We start from the raw sequence: 15,206 nt of genomic DNA, 5'->3' as shown, positions 1-15,206 counted from the left end.
GGCACGTCCCAGTCCGATCAACGAACTCGCCCCAGCGCTTGAGCCCTCACTTGGCTCCGTCGTCGTTCTGATAAATCTCCAGGCCGCCCGGTCGCAGAACCTCGCCTCCGCGCGGCGCAATCTTCACGTTTGCTACCACTACGGCGAAGTACGGCAGCACGATTGCACCAATGGCGCAGAGCACGAGCCACCATCCCTGCACGAACAGCAAGAGCACGATGCAGACGATACGCACGGCCATCGCGATCGAATACTTGATCATCCGGTTGCGTCGCTCGATCTCGTCCGAGACGGGGAGCGAAGTGATCGACTGTTTCTTCATAGGTCCAACGGATTCGTCAGCGGCGGAAAATCCGTCTCACCAAGCCTACGCTGGCATGGCGGCATTCTTGCACGCCTTAAACTTGAATCTGCCGGGTGTTTTATGGCCCCGGCCGCAGTCTCCAGACCCGAATAAGCAGCAGAACAGGAAATCCATGACTACGGCTCGAACAGTGCTCATCACCGGCGGCAATCGCGGGATCGGTTTCGCCATCGCGGAGGAATTCCTCGCCCAGGGACACCGCGTCGCCGTGACCTCCCGCTCCGGGCACGGGCCGTCTGGAAGTCTCACCGTGCGCGCCGATGTGACCGACGCGGCATCCATCGACGCCGCATTCACCGAGATCGAAGCGACGTACGGCCCGGTGGAAGTCGTCGTTGCGAACGCTGGCATTACCCGCGACATGCTGTTGATGCGCATGTCGGACGACGATTTCACCTCGGTCATCGATACCAACCTGAGCGGCGCGTTTCGCGTAGTCAAACGTGCCAGCAAGGGAATGCTCAAGGCCAGATTCGGGCGCATCGTGCTCATCTCGAGCGTCGTCGGGCTCTACGGATCTGCCGGTCAGGTGAACTACTCGGCCTCGAAGAGCGGCCTGGTCGGCCTGGCGCGTTCTGTCACTCGCGAACTCGGCGCGCGGGGCATCACCGCGAACGTCGTCGCCCCAGGCTTCATTGAAACGGACATGACCGCGGCCTTGCCTGAAACCCAACAAGCTGACTATAAACGCAGCATCCCGGCCGGGCGCTTCGCGACTTCCTCAGAGGTTGCACGCGTGGTGACCTGGCTGGCCGGCGACGACGCGGCATACATCTCTGGCGCGGTCATCCCCGTCGACGGCGGTCTGGGCATGGGGCATTAGAGCGTCTCCCGAAATGGGGCCGGTTGGGCTGCCGTTCAGCCGCGGAGGCCGATGAGCGGCAGAACCTGGCTCAGGTCGCAGTGATCGATGACGAGGTCGGCCTCACGCTTCACCCGTAGTTTGGCATTGAACGCCACGGAAAGCGCGGCCGCATCCATCATCCGCAGGTCGTTCGCACCGTCGCCGACTGCGATCGTCTGAGCGTCGGGGATGTGTTCGAGCGCCGCCCATTCGCGCAGCGCGACAGCTTTCGCTTCGGCGTCGATAATTGGTCCGAGTACGCGACCGGTCAGGTAGCCGGCTTCAACTTCGAGTCGGTTGGCCCGCCAGTGGTCCACACCGAGCTGGGCCGCGAGGGGGTCGAGCAACTCGTGGAAGCCGCCGGACACAACGCCCACGATGCCCCCGCCGGCGTGGATACCGGCGATCAGCTCGTGGACCCCCTCGGTCGGGCGGATCCGTCGCCCCACCTCGGCGAAGACGCTGTCCGGCAGTCCCGCCAGGGTCGACACCCGCGCGCGCAGGCTGTCGGCAAAATCGAGCTCACCGCGCATGGCACGTTCGGTCACCTCGGCGACGAGGTCGCGTGAGCCGGCGGCATCCGCCAGAAGATCGATCACCTCGTCTTGGATCAGCGTGGAGTCCGCGTCGAGCACGACGAGAAAGCGTGGTGTAGTGGTACGGATCACGGAGTAACGCGCACGCCCTTACCGACGACGGTGATGCCGGATTCGGTGACACTAAAGCCGCGAGCGAGGTCGCGATCGCGGTCCACACCGACAGTGGCACCAGCCTCGACGACCACTTCCTTGTCGAGGATGGCACGACGCACGACGGCTCCCGCGCAAATCTGCACCCGGTCGAACACGATCGAGTCAACGACCTCGCAGGCTGACCCGATCGACGTCCATGGCCCGAGTACACTGCGCTCGATGTGCGCGCCGGAGATGACGCAGCCCAGGGAGACGATCGAGTCGATCATGGTGCCGAGCGCGCCTTGAGCGTCGCGCACGAACTTCGCCGGCGGAGAGTTCAGCTGCATGCTGAAGATCGGCCATTGGTGGTTGTACAGGTTGAACACCGGCAGCGCTGAGATGAGATCCTGGTGCGCCTCGAAGAACGAATCAATCGTTCCCACGTCGCGCCAGTAATACCGGTCGCGATCGGTCGACCCTGGCACCTCATTGCGCTGCAGGTCATAGACGCCCGCGTCACCTCGGGAGACGAAATCGGGAATGATATCGCCCCCCATGTCGTGGCTCGAGTCGGTACGCTCACCATCGCGCAGCACCGCCTCGATCAAGGCGTCGGTGTTGAAAACATAGTTACCCATCGAGGCGAACACCTCGTGCGGGGCGTCGGCAAGTCCAACGGCATCCTTGGGCTTCTCCCGAAAGTCGGAGATCCGATCCGGTGTGGCGGCATCCACTTCGATGACGCCGAACTGGTCGGCCAGACCGATGGGCTGCCGAATCGCCGCGATCGTCGCAGACAGACCGGACGCGATGTGGGCATCAATCATCTGACTGAAATCCATGCGGTAGACGTGGTCAGCGCCAACGACGACAACAATGTCAGGTTTCTCGTCGTGGATGAGGTTGAGGCTCTGCAGAATGGCGTCGGCCGACCCGCTGAACCAGCGCTTGCCAAGCCGCTGCTGGGCCGGCACCGAGGCGATGTACGAATTGAACAATCCACCGGAGACATGCCAGGTCTGAGAGACGTGACGGTCGAGGCTGTGTGACTTGTACTGAGTCAACACCACGACCTGGGTGACGCCCGAATTGATCAGGTTGGACAGGGCGAAATCCACCAGGCGGTAATGCCCGCCAAAGGGGACGGCGGGCTTAGCCCGGTCCTCGGTCAGTGGCATGAGCCGTTTTCCCTCACCACCGGCGAGGACGATTCCAAAGATCTTCTTGGCCTTCATGTGTACAGAGTAGGGCCAAGCGGGCAGGTCAACGAACACGACGGAGTGTGCGTCGTCCTGCGCTGCGCTACCTTTGCTCCATGCGAGTGGATCTGATGACCAAGGAATACCCACCGGAGGTTTACGGGGGAGCGGGCGTGCACGTCACGGAGCTCGTGCGTGCGCTTCGCGAACACATTGACGTGTCAGTGCGGTGCTTCGGCGCGCCCCGCCCGGATGCCGACACTTTCGCCTACGAGGTGCCCGCGCAATTGGCCGACGCCAACGCGACTCTGAGCACTCTCGGTGTTGACCTGCAGATGGCGCAGGACGCCGCTGGTGCCGATCTGGTGCACTCACACACCTGGTACGCCAACGCGGCCGGGCACCTGGCGAAGATGCTGCACGGAATTCCGCACGTCGTCACGGCACACAGCCTCGAACCCTTGCGGCCGTGGAAGGCCGAGCAGCTGGGCGGCGGCTATCGCGTGTCCAGCTGGATCGAGAGAACGGCTTTCGAGGCAGCGGATGCCGTGATCGCCGTCAGCGACGGAATGCGCCGCGACATCCTGCGCAGCTACCCCGAGCTCGACGATAGTCGGGTGCACACGGTGTACAACGGCATCGACCTCGACCGCTGGAAGCCCCGTCTCGACGGCGACTTCGTGCGTGGGCTGGGAATCGACCCCGACCGGCCGTCCGTCGTCTTCGTCGGCCGCATCACGCGGCAGAAGGGGTTGCCGTATCTGCTGCGCGCCGCCGCCTTGCTGCCGCCCGAGGTGCAACTCGTGCTGTGCGCGGGCGCTCCCGACACTCCCGGCATCATGGCGGAAGTGACGGCCGGAGTCGAGGCGCTGCAACGAGAACGCTCCGGAGTGGTCTGGATCAACCGGCTACTCGCTCAGCCCGAGCTTGCCGCGGTGCTCACCCACGGCACTGTCTTCGTCTGCCCGTCCATTTACGAACCCCTCGGCATCGTCAACCTCGAAGCCATGGCCTGTGGCCTGGCCGTCGTCGGGACCGCCACCGGCGGCATACCCGAGGTCGTCGCCGATGGCGAGACGGGGCGCCTGGTGCCGATTGAGCAACTCACCGACGGCACGGGTACCCCGTTGCATCCAGATCAGTTCGTCGCCGACCTGGCCCGCATTCTCACCGAGGTGGTGAGCGATCCGACCCGCGCCGCCGAAATGGGGCGTGCTGGTCGAGTGCGCGCCGAGCATGAGTTCGGCTGGAGCCAGGTTGCCACCCGCACGCGAGAGATCTACGCGTCCCTGCTCTGATCGTCGAGTGAGTTCGTCGGGGCTCTGACCGTCCAGTGAGTGCGTCGGGCCCGTCGCCGCGACGAGCCCGACGTCCTTCGCCACTGGCCCCGCCCGATAACATGGGGGTATGGCCAACGTTTTGCATTTCACCGACGTCTCCGTCGTTCGGGGTGGTAGCACCATCCTCGACTCAGTGAATTGGAGCGTCGCCGGCGACCAACGGTGGGTTATCCTCGGCCCGAACGGTGCCGGCAAGACCACCCTGCTGCAGATCGCCGCGGCCTTCATGCACCCGTCGACCGGTCTGGCTGACGTTCTCGAGGAGACGCTCGGCGGAACGGATGTCTTCGAACTGCGACCCCGAATCGGGTTCGCCTCGACCGCCATGGCCCGCAAGGTTCCCGGCCAGGAGAAGGTCCTTGACGTGGTCATGACCGCGGCGTATTCGGTCACCGGCCGGTGGAACGAAGAATACGAGACCATTGATGAGCGCCGAGCCCAGCGTGTGCTGCAGGAATGGAAGCTCGACCACCTCGCCGACCGCAAGTTCGGCACCCTGAGCGACGGCGAGCAGAAGCGGGTGCAGATCGCCCGCTCGGTCATGACCGACCCGGAGATTCTGCTGCTCGACGAGCCCGCTGCGAGCCTCGATCTCGGCGCCAGGGAGTCCCTGCTGCAGCTGCTCAGCGGTTACGCGCAAGAACCCAACTCGCCGGCCATCATCATGGTCACCCACCACGTTGAAGAGATTCCGATCGGGTTCACCCACGTTCTGTTGCTGTCAGGCGGCAAGGTCGTCGCGGCTGGCCCGATCGGTGAGGCACTGACCGCCGAAGCCCTCAGCGAAACTTTTGGTCTGAACGTGGAAGTCACCGAGACCGACGGCCGCTACTCAGCACGCGCGCTCTGAGCCGGGCGTTCCCACAACGCGGTTCTCTGCTAAAGTGAGGGACTGGCCAATAGGCCATTCGCGTGTCGTCGTAGACGGCGGGCCCAATAATCGAACAGCACTGTGACCAGTTACAAGTCTGTTCACCAGAAGTGCATAAGGAAATCCACATGAAGTCTGACATTCACCCCGAGTACACTGCCGTCGTGTTTCGCGACCTGGCCTCCGGTGCGACCTTCCTGACTCGGTCCACCGTCTCGAGCAAAAAGACCATCGAGTGGGAAGACGGAACCACGTACCCGGTCATCGATGTGGAAATCTCCTCCGAATCGCACCCGTTCTACACGGGCAAGCAGCGCATCATGGACTCCGCCGGCCGCGTTGAAAAGTTCAACTCGCGCTACAAGGGCTTCGGCAAATAGCACTAGGTTCACACGAAAAAGCGACCAGCTCCGGCTGGTCGCTTTTTTTGTCACAAGGAGGTGGATCGTCAGCGCTGCGGCCAGGCGGTGTCGGCCAGAAATTCGGGATCGCGACCGCGCCGCATATATTCCTGGAAGCTTTCGGCTTGCTGGCGATACCAGGTGACCTGAAGGGCATGCATCTCGTCGAGAGTAGCTGGCAGAGCGTCTTCGTGCGCCCGGTGGATCGCCTGCGCGACTCGACCGGCCGCGATCGCGTCGGCTCCGGCATCGTGGGCATCATCGAGGGCGACTCCATAGTAGGCACTCGTGACCTCGAGGGTGCGCTTGCCCTTGCGATACTTGTCGACGGCCTTGTCGATGACCAGGGGATCGACGACCGGACTCGGGGAGATCAACGGGGCGATGCCGTAGCGCAGGGCTTCACGGTCCAGCAGGGTGAGGTCATAGGGGGCGTTGTAGGCCACGATAGGCAGCCCGTTGCTCAGGTGCCCGCGTAGCGCCGTGACGATCTCGGCCACCGCCTCAGCCGCGACCCGGCCGTGCTCCACGGCATGCTCGGTCGTGATGCCGTGCACGCTGGTAGCACCGGCCGGAATGTCGACGCCCGGATCGACCAGCCAATCGATGCGCTCGACGGCAGTGCCGTTGTGGTCAAGAACGGCGACAGTGGCTGACACGATGCGGCAGGTCTCCACGTCAATACCGGTAGTTTCAAGGTCGAATACGGCGAGGTGATCGCTCCAGGTGCTCATACTTCCAGCCTAGGGGCGACCACCGACACGCATCCGCTGCATCGGCCCGACAGCAGCCATGCCGGACAGCAGCCATGCCCGGCAGCAGCCATGCCGGGCAGCAGCCATGCCGGGCAGCATCAGAGCGTGATGGGCCGATGTCGTTTTCAGCACTCTCGCGCACGGTGTGGTGGTGCACCCGGGCATCGCTCGCGGTCGTGTCAACGCTTCGTCCATGTCGACCGCGCTCACTTGGGCGCTGCTGCCCTGTGCCCGTTCAGGTGTCCGGGGTGAATTGCAGTCGCCGCGCGACCACGTCACCCGCGATGGCGCGCACCGATTTTCCGTGCGAGAACGCGTGCGCGCGCAGGAGCAGCAGAGCCTCCGTCGGTGTGACGTTCATCTGCACCAGCACCATTCCTGTTGCCTGGTGAATTTCTCGCCGCGAGAGCGGAGATGCCGACGCTGTCGTCTCTGTCTCTGCTGATCCATTGACGGCGGATTCCTGCACCCGGAGCAATCGATCCAGTAGTTTCCACGCGGCCTGGTTGGCCAACACCAGTGCCTGCGCCCGATCTGTGTGATCGAGCACCCCCGGGGTCGTGCTGTACAGTTCGACCATTCCGACATCGATCGCGCCGAGCGTGAGTGGAAAAACGTAGAGCGCTGCGACCTCGGTGTCCATCAATGCCGTGTGGAAGATCGGCCAGAGCGGATGCGCGACCTCGCGAACATGCGCTTCCAGAACGGGAAGGCGGGTGCGGGCCGCTTGCCAACGGGGGCCCTCGCCGAGATCGAACTGCAATTCATCGAGGCGAGCGGCGAGCTCGTCGGTGGCGCAGACGACCGTTTCGGTGACGGCCCCGCCGAAAACTGATACCGCGGCACCGGTCACCGGTAGTTCATCGAGAAAACGGGCGCACACGGCCGTGTCTTCGACTCCAACGTCTGAACTCGAACATCTAGCCACGATCGACCGTCCTCCAGACCCTGGCGATAGCTTGCCTAGCTCAAGAATACGTGCGGTGGGCGGCCGCACAGAAGAGTTCTTGCAGATTCCCCAATCGTCGTCGCCACGGCCGGCTGTTGATCGCTGACGGTTTATCCACAGTGCAGCCAGTAGAAGCTCTGTGCGCCCAGCGTGAGGGTGAGGGAGCCTTCGTCGGTGAAACTGGGAAAGACGGCGCCGCCGAACAGGTCGTACAGGCGGGTTCCGGCCATGTCGAGATCGTCAATGGTGAACGCGACCGGGTTGTGCGAAAAGCTGAACACGCACATCACCGTTTCGGGCTGGTCGCCGTACATGGATCCGGAGCCGGCATAACTGCGGGTGAACACCAGCACCGATTCATGGTTGGTTTTCAGCACGCGGATCGTGCCGAGCCCAAAGGTGGGATGTGCCTTGCGCACATGAATTACATTGCGAATCCAGTGCAGGAGGGAGCCGGATTGAGCCAGTTGCGATTCCACGTTGGTTTGCGTGAAATTGTAGACAAGGGATTGTACGATCGGCAGGAACAGCTTGCCGGGGTCGGCATCGGAGAAGCCGGCGTTGCGGTCGGGGGTCCACTGCATCGGTGTACGGGAACTGTCGCGGTCGGGCAACCAGATATTGTCGCCCATGCCGATCTCGTCGCCGTAATAGAGAAATGGACTACCGGGAAGGGCGAAGAGCAGGGCGTGGGCGAGCTCCAACTCGGCCCGGGAATTGTCGAGCAACGGGGCCAGCCGTCTGCGAATTCCAATATTGGCGCGCATTCGTGGGTCGTAGGCGTACCAGCCGTACATGGCCTGACGGTACTCCTCGCTGACCATTTCCAGAGTGAGCTCGTCGTGATTGCGCAGGAACACCCCCCAGCCGGCGCCTTCGGGAATGTCGGTCGTTTCGGAGAGCACCCGCACCAGCTCGTTGGCCTGCTGGGAACGCAGGGAGTAGAAGATTCGCGGCATGACCGGAAAATCGAACGCCATATGGCATTCCGGTTCTTCTTCGGAGCCGAAGAACGCGGCGACTTCGCGCGGCCATTGGTTCGCTTCGGCGATCATGACTCGTCCCGGATATTCCCGGTCGACCATGGCACGCAACCGCTTGACGAACTCGTGAGTGGGTGGCTCGCCCTCGCCGTTGCCCTCTTCCGACTCGAACAGGTAGGGGATCGCGTCCAACCGAAACCCGTCGACTCCGAGGTCGAGCCAGAAACGCACGACATCGAAGATGGCTTCCTGCACGGCGAAGTTCTCGAAGTTGAGGTCGGGCTGGTGTGAGAAGAACCGGTGAAAAAAGAACTGCCGACGAACCGGGTCGAAGGCCCAGTTCGACTCCTCGGTGTCGGTGAAGATGATGCGAATGTTGGGGTAGCGCTCGTCCGTGTCGCTCCAGACATAGAAGTCCCCGTAGGGCCCGTCTGGGTCTTCCCGGGACTGCTGGAACCATTCGTGCTGGTCCGAGGTGTGGTTGAGCGGAAAGTCGATGACAATGCGCATGTTGCGTTCGTGCGCTTTCGTCACCAGGTCCTTGAACTCCTCCAGAGTGCCGAATTCCGGCAGAATCGTGCGGTAGTCGGCGACGTCGTAACCGCCGTCTTTGAGGGGAGAATTGAAGAACGGCGGAATCCACAGGGCGTCGATACCCAGCCATTGCAGGTAGTCGAGCTTGGAAACCAAACCGGCCAGATCGCCGGAACCGTCAGCATTGCTGTCAACGAAAGAGCGGACCATGACTTCGTAGAAGACGGCGCGGCGATACCACCGCGGATCGAGGGCCAAACCGGGCAGCTGAATGGGTGCGGTAAAGCTCACGGCTTTCCTTCCGTCCCGGCAAAGGGCTCTCTCGGTGCATATGTTGGCTCGAGTCTAGGTCGACCACCCCGGTGCACGTCCAGCCTTGCGTAAGTCTCGCGCCTAAACTAGGTCCGATGATCGTTTCTTCGCCCTACGACAAAATTCTCGAGCGCCTCCCGGTGCGCCAAGGCACCGTATCCGTCCGCAGCGTCGACGGCCACAGCAGCGGTAGCCGGTACTGGGAGTACGGTGCGCCATCCGCGACGACGACCCTCGTGCTGGTGCACGGATTTCGTGGTGATCACCACGGTCTGCAACTGGTCGTGGCCGAGATGCTCGACGGCGACGTGATCCCGCCCGACCTCCGCATCGTGGCACCCGACCTGCCCGGTTTCGGTGAGTCGGATCCCCTCCCAGACGGTGCGCATTCCCTGGCCGGGTACGCCCATTGGCTGGGGGAGTTTCTGCGCGTGCTTGCTCCAACCGGACGCCTGGTTCTGCTCGGGCACTCCTTCGGGTCGATCGTCGTCGCCGCGGCTGTAGCAGACGGGATCACGGCCGATGACGTCATCCTGGTCAATCCGATCGCCGCGCCGGCACTGTTCGGGCCGCGCGGTATCCTGACTCGGCTCGCCGTGTTCTACTACTGGGCTGCTGCGACCCTGCCGGAGCGCTTGGGCTATGCGCTGCTGCAGAACCGTGCCATCGTGCGCATCATGAGCGTGAGCATGGCCAAGACTCGCGACCCGGCGTTACGGCGCTGGATCCACGATCAACACGACCGCTACTTTAGCGGCTTCGCCAACCGTCGGGTCGTGATGGAGGCGTTCACCGCCTCGGTCAGTCACGACGTGAGCGAATTCGCTGCGCGCATCCGGCAGCCTACGCTTCTGATCGCGGCGGACAAGGACGACATCACGCCGCTCGCCGCGCAGTATCGGTTGCAGGCGCTGTTTCCAAACGCCACGTTACGGGTCATCGAGGAAGTCGGTCACCTTATCCACTACGAAAAGCCGAAACCGGCGGCCCTACTTATTCGAGAATTTCTCGGAAGGGAGCGACCGGTATGAGAATTGTTGTCGACTGCCGCTACGTGCGCCTCGATCAGCACGACGGCATCAGCCGCTATACCGCGGGGCTGGTCACCGCACTGGGCCGCCTGCATCCGCTCACCATGCTCATCAGCGACCATCGCCAACTCGCGTTGCTACCCGCCCTGCCGTGGCAGCTCGTGAGCGCACCGACGAGTATGCTCGAACCGCTCGTCGCCCTGTCCGTCAACCGGCTCAAGCCCGACGTCGTGTTCAGCCCGATGCAGACGATGGGATCCTGGGGCCGCAAATATCGGCTGTATCTGACCGTGCACGACCTCATCTACTATCGCAACCGCACACCGCCACGGGATCTCCCCACGTTTATCCGGCTGCTCTGGCGTGTCTACCACCTATCTTGGTGGCCACAGCGCCTGCTGCTGAACGGAGCCGACGGCGTCGTGACCGTTTCCGAGACCACGCGTTCGCTGATTATCGAGCACCACCTCACCCGGCGCCCGATCACCGTGGTGCCGAACGCCGCTGACTCCGTACGTGGCATACCCAGTCACCGGAGTATTCCAGAAACTACCCGCCTGATTTACATGGGTTCCTTCATGCCCTACAAGAACCTCGACACGCTGGTGCTGGCCCTGGCCGATTTGCCGGACTACGATCTGCACTTGCTCAGCCGGGTGTCAGAGACCGAACGGGGCCGGCTGACCCGTCTTGCACCGCAGGCCAGACTCGTCTTCCACGACGGGGTTACCGACGAGGAGTACCACCTCCTGGTGCGCTCGGCGACTGCACTCGTGACCGCCTCGCTCGATGAGGGCTTCGGAATACCCCTGGTTGAGGCGATGAGCCTCGGCATCCCCGTCGTGGTCAGTGATATCCCGATTTTTCGTGAAATCGGTGGAGATGCGGCGCTGTATTTCGACCCGCGCAAAGCCGATGCCATCGCTGCGGCAGTGCGTCGGCTTGCGGTCCCGGGGGAGTGGGCGGCAAGGTCGGCGCAATCGATCGACCAGGCTGCCCGATTCACCTGGGCAGGGTCGGCCCGCACGCTGCTCGGGGTGCTCGAGGGAACCGCGCCCGGCGAATAGCCCGGTGGGCGCCCTCGAACCCGAGCCACCCCGGGGACATGACGGCCTGCGCGGCCCGGGGGCTCCCGGGTCAGAGCACAGGGGTCGCCGCGGCGTCGCCACGATCGCCGGGCAACCGGGTCGTCGCGTCGAAATGGGTCAGAAGCAGCTGATTGTTCTCCCACTGGAAATCGTGCACCGAACCATTGGCGATGAAATCACCGTGCCGGGGCAGCTCGCCCTCGGTCAGATGGCGTAGCAGCGTGCCAATGACGCCGCCGTGGCTGAGTACGAGCACGCACTGGCCCGCTCGCCCGGCCGCGAGCGCCGCCAGAGCGTCCAGCACCCGATCGACAACATCACGCCGCGTTTCGAGCCCGGGGACAATGACACCGTCGGGAAAGCGCTGCCGGCGCTCGGCGAAGGTAAGTCCTTCTATAGCGCCATGGTGGCGTTCGGTCAACGCAGGAACGATCTGCGGTTCGTTCAGACCAAGCTCGGCCGCGATGATGCGCGCGGATTCCGCGGCGCGAAGCAGTGGACTGGTCACAATGGCATCCCAGCGGCGGCTCTGCAGACGCTCTGCTGCGGCGACGGCCTCGGCACGGCCCGTCGCGTTGAGGGGGATATCCGTGCTGCCCTGAATCCGGTGGTGCAGGTTCCAATCCGTCTGACCATGACGAACGATGGAGAACGTCGTCATGCCTGCTTCACCGGGTGCATCGGTGATTCGCTGGGCGGCCAAGCGCGATCAGCCCAGCAGGCGTTCGGCCAGGGCGGCGAAAGTTTCAGAGGTGCCCGCTTCCAGTTTGTGCAACGCCCGCCCGTCACCTTTAGTCACGCCTCGATTGATGACGATGATCGGCAGCTTGCGACGGCGGGCCTGTTCGACCAGACGGATGCCGGAATTCACAGCGAGCGACGATCCGGCCACGATGAGGGCGTCGGCACCCTGGACCAGGGCGGATGCTTCGAGAAAAGTCTCCGTCGGTACCAGCTCGCCGAAGAACACGACGTTCGGCTTGAGCATGCCTTGGCAGACCGTGCACGCCGGAACCACGAAGTCATCGATGTTTCCCACGTCGGCGTCGCCGTCGGGAGCGATCTGGATACTCTCCGGGTCGCGCAGTACCGGGTTGTCGGTTTCCAGGCGAGCCGCGATGCTGTCGCGGCCGAAGGCCTGACCACAGGCCAGACAGATGACCCGGTCGAGGGAACCGTGCAGCTCGACCACGTGGCGTGATCCAGCGCGCGTGTGCAGTCCGTCGACGTTCTGGGTGATCACTCCGGCAATCGCCCCGGCGCTTTCCAATTGAACGAGCGACCGATGTCCGAGATTGGGCTCAGCCTGGCGGAACACTCGCCAGCCCAGGTGGCTGCCAGCCCAATAGCGTTTTCGTGATCGTTCGTCGGCGACGAAGGTCTGAAAGGTCATCGGGGTGCGCGTCGGAGCACCCTCGCCGCGATAGTCCGGAATGCCGGAATCGGTGCTGAGACCGGCGCCGGTGAGCACGGCGGCACGTTTGCCGCGCAGCAGCGTGGCGACAGCATCCACTGCTCGCTCGGAATCGAGGGCGACTGCCGAGGCGAGCGCGGCGGCAGCCTCCGGACCGTCAGCAGGCTCGAGCGCATCGACCAACACCGTGTCACTGGGCAAATCCGAGTCGGCTGTCATCGCGCTCCTTTCGGGCAGGGAGAGCAGAACGAGATGCTCATCCCTTGATTCTAAACTCGTCTGTTTTCCCGTTTGACTACCCACCTGTCAGGCTTGGGCTCAATCACTCGTCTCGAAAGGCACTTCTCGTGCAGATCACCCGCATTACCGACCTGTCCAGTGCGGGTCTCGCCGACTATTCGCGTTTGACCGATGTCGCACTCCGGCGAGTCCTGGAACCGGCCGGCGGCCTGTACATCGCCGAGTCGCCCAAGGTGATCGCACGGGCGCTGAACGCCGGGCATCGGCCCCGGTCGCTGCTCATTCAGGAACAGTGGATACCCGACGCCGAGCGTCTGCTGGCCGACTGGCCCGATGTACCGGTCTACGTCGGTGAGTCGCAGGTTCTGGAACAGCTCACCGGCTACAACCTGCACCGCGGCGCCCTCGCCGCCATGCACCGCCCGGCGCTCGAACCGGTCGAGGCGCTGCTGACGCATGCCCGCCGCATTGTGATCCTCGAAGACATCGTCGACCACACCAACGTCGGCGCCATTTTTCGTTCCGTTGCGGGGCTCGGCGCCGACGCCGTGCTGATTACCCCACGCTGTGCCGACCCGCTCTACCGGCGCAGCGTGCGCGTGAGCATGGGGACCGTGCTGCAGGTGCCCTGGACTCGGCTGCCGGAGTGGAGCGTGGCCGCCCCGCTGCTGCACGCCGCCGACTTTCACCTGGCCGCCCTGGCGCTGGCCGACAACGCGATCTCCCTCGACGTGTTCGCCGAGGCGGCGCCCGAACGGCTAGCCATCATCCTCGGCGCCGAGGGCGATGGGCTCAGCCAGAACGCCCTGGCCGTCGCCGACACGGTCGTGACGATTCCGATGCTGCACGGCGTCGACTCGCTCAACGTCGCCTCCGCGAGTGCGGTCGCGCTGTACGCCCTGCGCATCCGTTCGTGAACATGGCTGCCGGTTGCGCGCCACGAAGAAGTTAGGCTGAACGGATGTCTCCCTCCCGGCGTGTCCTCCTCCAACGAAGGCGACTCGCCGTCTTCAGCATCCTCCTCGTCGTGCTGGGCGGAGTCGGCTATATCGGTGCGACCACTCTGGCTCCAGTGCCCGCCAGCGCCGCGACCATCGTGCAGCCGGCCGCGCTCACCCAGCCGGTCGCCGCACCGGCCTGGCCAGCCTTCGGTGAGAGCGCCATCGGCGCGGTCGGTTTCCCCGGTGTTCTGGCCTCGACCGGCCAGCAGGACACGGTGCCGATCGCGAGCATTGCCAAAATGGTCACCGCCCTCGTCATCCTCGATGCCAAGCCGCTGGCTGCCGGCTCAGCCGGACCCAGCATTTCCTTCACCGACGCCGATGTGGACCTCTATTACGCCGCGGTCGCCGAAAACGGTTCGGTGGCTCCTGTCGTGCCTGGAATGGTCCTCACCCAGCGTGAAGCTTTCGAGGCGATGCTGCTGCCGTCGGCTAATAACTATGCGGCGTCCCTCGCAGTGTGGGCGTACGGGTCCGTGGACAACTACCTGGCGGCTGCGAAAACCTGGCTGGCCGAGAACGGCCTGAACCAGACCAGTATCGCCGACACCAGCGGCCTCTCCGCATCGAGCGTGAGCAGCCTCGCCGACCTCGTGGAGATCGGCAAACTCGTGGTCGGTCACCCAGCCCTCGCCGAAATCGTCTCCCTCCCGTCGGCGGTCCTGCCCGTCATCGGTACCGTCACCAACACCAACAAGCTTCTCGGCCGCGGCGGCGTCGACGGTATCAAGACGGGTACAACGGATGTCGCTGGCGCCTGCCTGTTGTTCTCAACCGATTTCACCGTCGGCACCAGCACCGTCACCCTCGTCGGAGTGGTGCTCGGCGGCGACACCCACTCCGAGCTCAATTCTGCGATTGAGGACCTGATTCAAAGCCTGGAGCCGGGGTTCCGTGAAGTGGTCCTGGCCGAGCGGGGTGCCGTCTTCGGAAGTTACACGACCGGGTGGGGTGACGTCAGCGACATCGTCGCCGAGCGGAAGGCATCGGCTGTGGTCTGGTCGGACTCACCGATCACGGGCGCCGCACGGGCCGCCGATGTACAGATCGGCCGAGCCGGCGACGAGGTGGGCGAGGTATCCTTCACGATCGGCACGGCAACGCCGACCACGGTGACCGTGCCGCTCGAACTGCAGCGCACCCTGACCGATCCCGGCCCGGCCTGGCGTCTGGGACATCCCGGCGAGCTCGCCGCCGGCTGACACG

The 15,206-nt window shown here is 64.0% G+C and carries 16 protein-coding genes; 8 read left to right on the top strand and 8 right to left on the bottom strand.

Going from position 1 to position 15,206, the window contains the following annotated elements:
• Positions 1 to 46: 46 nt before the first annotated feature.
• On the bottom strand, positions 47 to 322 hold the full coding sequence (locus tag E3T50_RS12850) for a DUF3099 domain-containing protein (protein WP_134552408.1): 276 nt from the start codon (positions 320 to 322) through the stop codon (positions 47 to 49).
• 154 nt (positions 323 to 476) lie between these two features.
• On the opposite strand from E3T50_RS12850, the gene fabG reads away from it, so the two are divergent.
• A complete protein-coding gene (gene fabG, locus E3T50_RS12845) occupies positions 477 to 1,187 on the top strand; it encodes a 3-oxoacyl-ACP reductase FabG (protein WP_134552406.1) in 711 nt (236 codons plus the stop codon).
• Between the two features lie 35 nt (positions 1,188 to 1,222).
• On the opposite strand, the gene serB is transcribed toward fabG, so the two are convergent.
• Positions 1,223 to 1,876 carry a phosphoserine phosphatase SerB gene (gene serB, locus E3T50_RS12840; protein ID WP_241990911.1) on the bottom strand — a complete coding sequence of 218 codons (654 nt, stop codon included), beginning with the start codon at positions 1,874 to 1,876 and terminating at the stop codon, positions 1,223 to 1,225.
• Complete coding sequence (locus tag E3T50_RS12835; protein ID WP_134459300.1) at positions 1,873 to 3,117, bottom strand: glucose-1-phosphate adenylyltransferase; 1,245 nt, start codon at positions 3,115 to 3,117, stop codon at positions 1,873 to 1,875. Before E3T50_RS12835 ends, serB begins: the two co-directional genes overlap by 4 nt.
• An 80-nt stretch (positions 3,118 to 3,197) precedes the next feature.
• Here E3T50_RS12835 and glgA point away from each other — a divergent pair, with 80 nt between their 5' ends.
• From glgA to E3T50_RS12820, 3 genes are all read left to right on the top strand, one after another.
• Positions 3,198 to 4,379, top strand: a complete 1,182-nt coding sequence (glgA, locus tag E3T50_RS12830) for a glycogen synthase (protein WP_134552404.1) — start codon at positions 3,198 to 3,200, stop codon at positions 4,377 to 4,379.
• Positions 4,380 to 4,488: 109 nt separating this feature from the next.
• A complete protein-coding gene (locus tag E3T50_RS12825) occupies positions 4,489 to 5,271 on the top strand; it encodes an ABC transporter ATP-binding protein (RefSeq protein WP_134552402.1) in 783 nt (260 codons plus the stop codon).
• A gap of 149 nt (positions 5,272 to 5,420) precedes the next feature.
• The gene (locus E3T50_RS12820) at positions 5,421 to 5,672 is read left to right on the top strand and encodes a type B 50S ribosomal protein L31 (protein WP_134552400.1); all 252 of its coding nucleotides are present in this window, start codon (positions 5,421 to 5,423) and stop codon (positions 5,670 to 5,672) included.
• Positions 5,673 to 5,740: 68 nt separating this feature from the next.
• Here E3T50_RS12820 and E3T50_RS12815 read toward each other — a convergent pair whose 3' ends face one another.
• From E3T50_RS12815 to treS, 3 genes are all read right to left on the bottom strand, one after another.
• The gene (locus tag E3T50_RS12815; protein WP_134552398.1) at positions 5,741 to 6,427 is read right to left on the bottom strand and encodes an exonuclease domain-containing protein; all 687 of its coding nucleotides are present in this window, start codon (positions 6,425 to 6,427) and stop codon (positions 5,741 to 5,743) included.
• Positions 6,428 to 6,683: 256 nt separating this feature from the next.
• A complete protein-coding gene (locus E3T50_RS12810) occupies positions 6,684 to 7,331 on the bottom strand; it encodes a GAF and ANTAR domain-containing protein (RefSeq protein ID WP_241990910.1) in 648 nt (215 codons plus the stop codon).
• A gap of 176 nt (positions 7,332 to 7,507) precedes the next feature.
• Positions 7,508 to 9,205: a maltose alpha-D-glucosyltransferase gene (gene treS / locus E3T50_RS12805; RefSeq protein ID WP_134459310.1), complete on the bottom strand. Its 1,698-nt coding sequence runs from the start codon at positions 9,203 to 9,205 to the stop codon at positions 7,508 to 7,510.
• 116 nt (positions 9,206 to 9,321) lie between these two features.
• Between treS and E3T50_RS12800 the strand changes: the two genes are divergently transcribed.
• Both E3T50_RS12800 and E3T50_RS12795 read left to right on the top strand, forming a co-directional pair.
• Entirely contained in the window at positions 9,322 to 10,257 is a 936-nt protein-coding gene (locus tag E3T50_RS12800) for an alpha/beta fold hydrolase (RefSeq protein ID WP_134552394.1), read from the top strand.
• The gene (locus E3T50_RS12795) at positions 10,254 to 11,324 is read left to right on the top strand and encodes a glycosyltransferase family 4 protein (protein WP_134552392.1); all 1,071 of its coding nucleotides are present in this window, start codon (positions 10,254 to 10,256) and stop codon (positions 11,322 to 11,324) included. Before E3T50_RS12800 ends, E3T50_RS12795 begins: the two co-directional genes overlap by 4 nt.
• Before the next feature lie 70 nt (positions 11,325 to 11,394).
• Here the strand turns inward: E3T50_RS12795 and E3T50_RS12790 are convergent, their stop codons facing one another.
• Together E3T50_RS12790 and E3T50_RS12785 are read right to left on the bottom strand one after the other, a co-directional pair.
• Positions 11,395 to 12,006 (bottom strand): histidine phosphatase family protein, encoded by a 612-nt coding sequence (locus E3T50_RS12790; protein WP_134552390.1) that lies wholly within the window; start codon positions 12,004 to 12,006, stop codon positions 11,395 to 11,397.
• 48 nt (positions 12,007 to 12,054) lie between these two features.
• The gene (locus E3T50_RS12785) at positions 12,055 to 12,978 is read right to left on the bottom strand and encodes a Sir2 family NAD-dependent protein deacetylase (RefSeq protein WP_134552388.1); all 924 of its coding nucleotides are present in this window, start codon (positions 12,976 to 12,978) and stop codon (positions 12,055 to 12,057) included.
• A 128-nt stretch (positions 12,979 to 13,106) separates the two neighbouring features.
• Between E3T50_RS12785 and E3T50_RS12780 the strand changes: the two genes are divergently transcribed.
• Positions 13,107 to 13,916, top strand: coding sequence for a TrmH family RNA methyltransferase (locus E3T50_RS12780; RefSeq protein ID WP_134552386.1), 810 nt, complete (start codon positions 13,107 to 13,109; stop codon positions 13,914 to 13,916).
• Positions 13,917 to 13,960: 44 nt separating this feature from the next.
• Positions 13,961 to 15,202, top strand: coding sequence for a D-alanyl-D-alanine carboxypeptidase family protein (locus tag E3T50_RS12775; RefSeq protein WP_134552384.1), 1,242 nt, complete (start codon positions 13,961 to 13,963; stop codon positions 15,200 to 15,202).
• Positions 15,203 to 15,206: the final 4 nt, after the last annotated feature.

The sequence above is a fragment of the Cryobacterium gelidum genome (genome assembly GCF_004403985.1).
Classification (GTDB): domain Bacteria; phylum Actinomycetota; class Actinomycetes; order Actinomycetales; family Microbacteriaceae; genus Cryobacterium; species Cryobacterium gelidum.
Note: the sequence above shows the minus strand (reverse complement) of the source record. Positions and strands in the feature narration are given on the sequence as shown.

Coding starts and splice junctions, on each gene's coding strand:
- E3T50_RS12850 (WP_134552408.1), bottom strand. CDS start 322: ATGAAGAAACAGTCGATCACTTCGCTCCCCGTCTCGGACGAGATCGAG.
- fabG (WP_134552406.1), top strand. CDS start 477: ATGACTACGGCTCGAACAGTGCTCATCACCGGCGGCAATCGCGGGATC.
- E3T50_RS12835 (WP_134459300.1), bottom strand. CDS start 3,117: ATGAAGGCCAAGAAGATCTTTGGAATCGTCCTCGCCGGTGGTGAGGGA.
- glgA (WP_134552404.1), top strand. CDS start 3,198: ATGCGAGTGGATCTGATGACCAAGGAATACCCACCGGAGGTTTACGGG.
- E3T50_RS12825 (WP_134552402.1), top strand. CDS start 4,489: ATGGCCAACGTTTTGCATTTCACCGACGTCTCCGTCGTTCGGGGTGGT.
- E3T50_RS12820 (WP_134552400.1), top strand. CDS start 5,421: ATGAAGTCTGACATTCACCCCGAGTACACTGCCGTCGTGTTTCGCGAC.
- E3T50_RS12815 (WP_134552398.1), bottom strand. CDS start 6,427: ATGAGCACCTGGAGCGATCACCTCGCCGTATTCGACCTTGAAACTACC.
- E3T50_RS12800 (WP_134552394.1), top strand. CDS start 9,322: ATGATCGTTTCTTCGCCCTACGACAAAATTCTCGAGCGCCTCCCGGTG.
- E3T50_RS12795 (WP_134552392.1), top strand. CDS start 10,254: ATGAGAATTGTTGTCGACTGCCGCTACGTGCGCCTCGATCAGCACGAC.
- E3T50_RS12790 (WP_134552390.1), bottom strand. CDS start 12,006: ATGACGACGTTCTCCATCGTTCGTCATGGTCAGACGGATTGGAACCTG.
- E3T50_RS12785 (WP_134552388.1), bottom strand. CDS start 12,978: ATGACAGCCGACTCGGATTTGCCCAGTGACACGGTGTTGGTCGATGCG.
- E3T50_RS12775 (WP_134552384.1), top strand. CDS start 13,961: ATGTCTCCCTCCCGGCGTGTCCTCCTCCAACGAAGGCGACTCGCCGTC.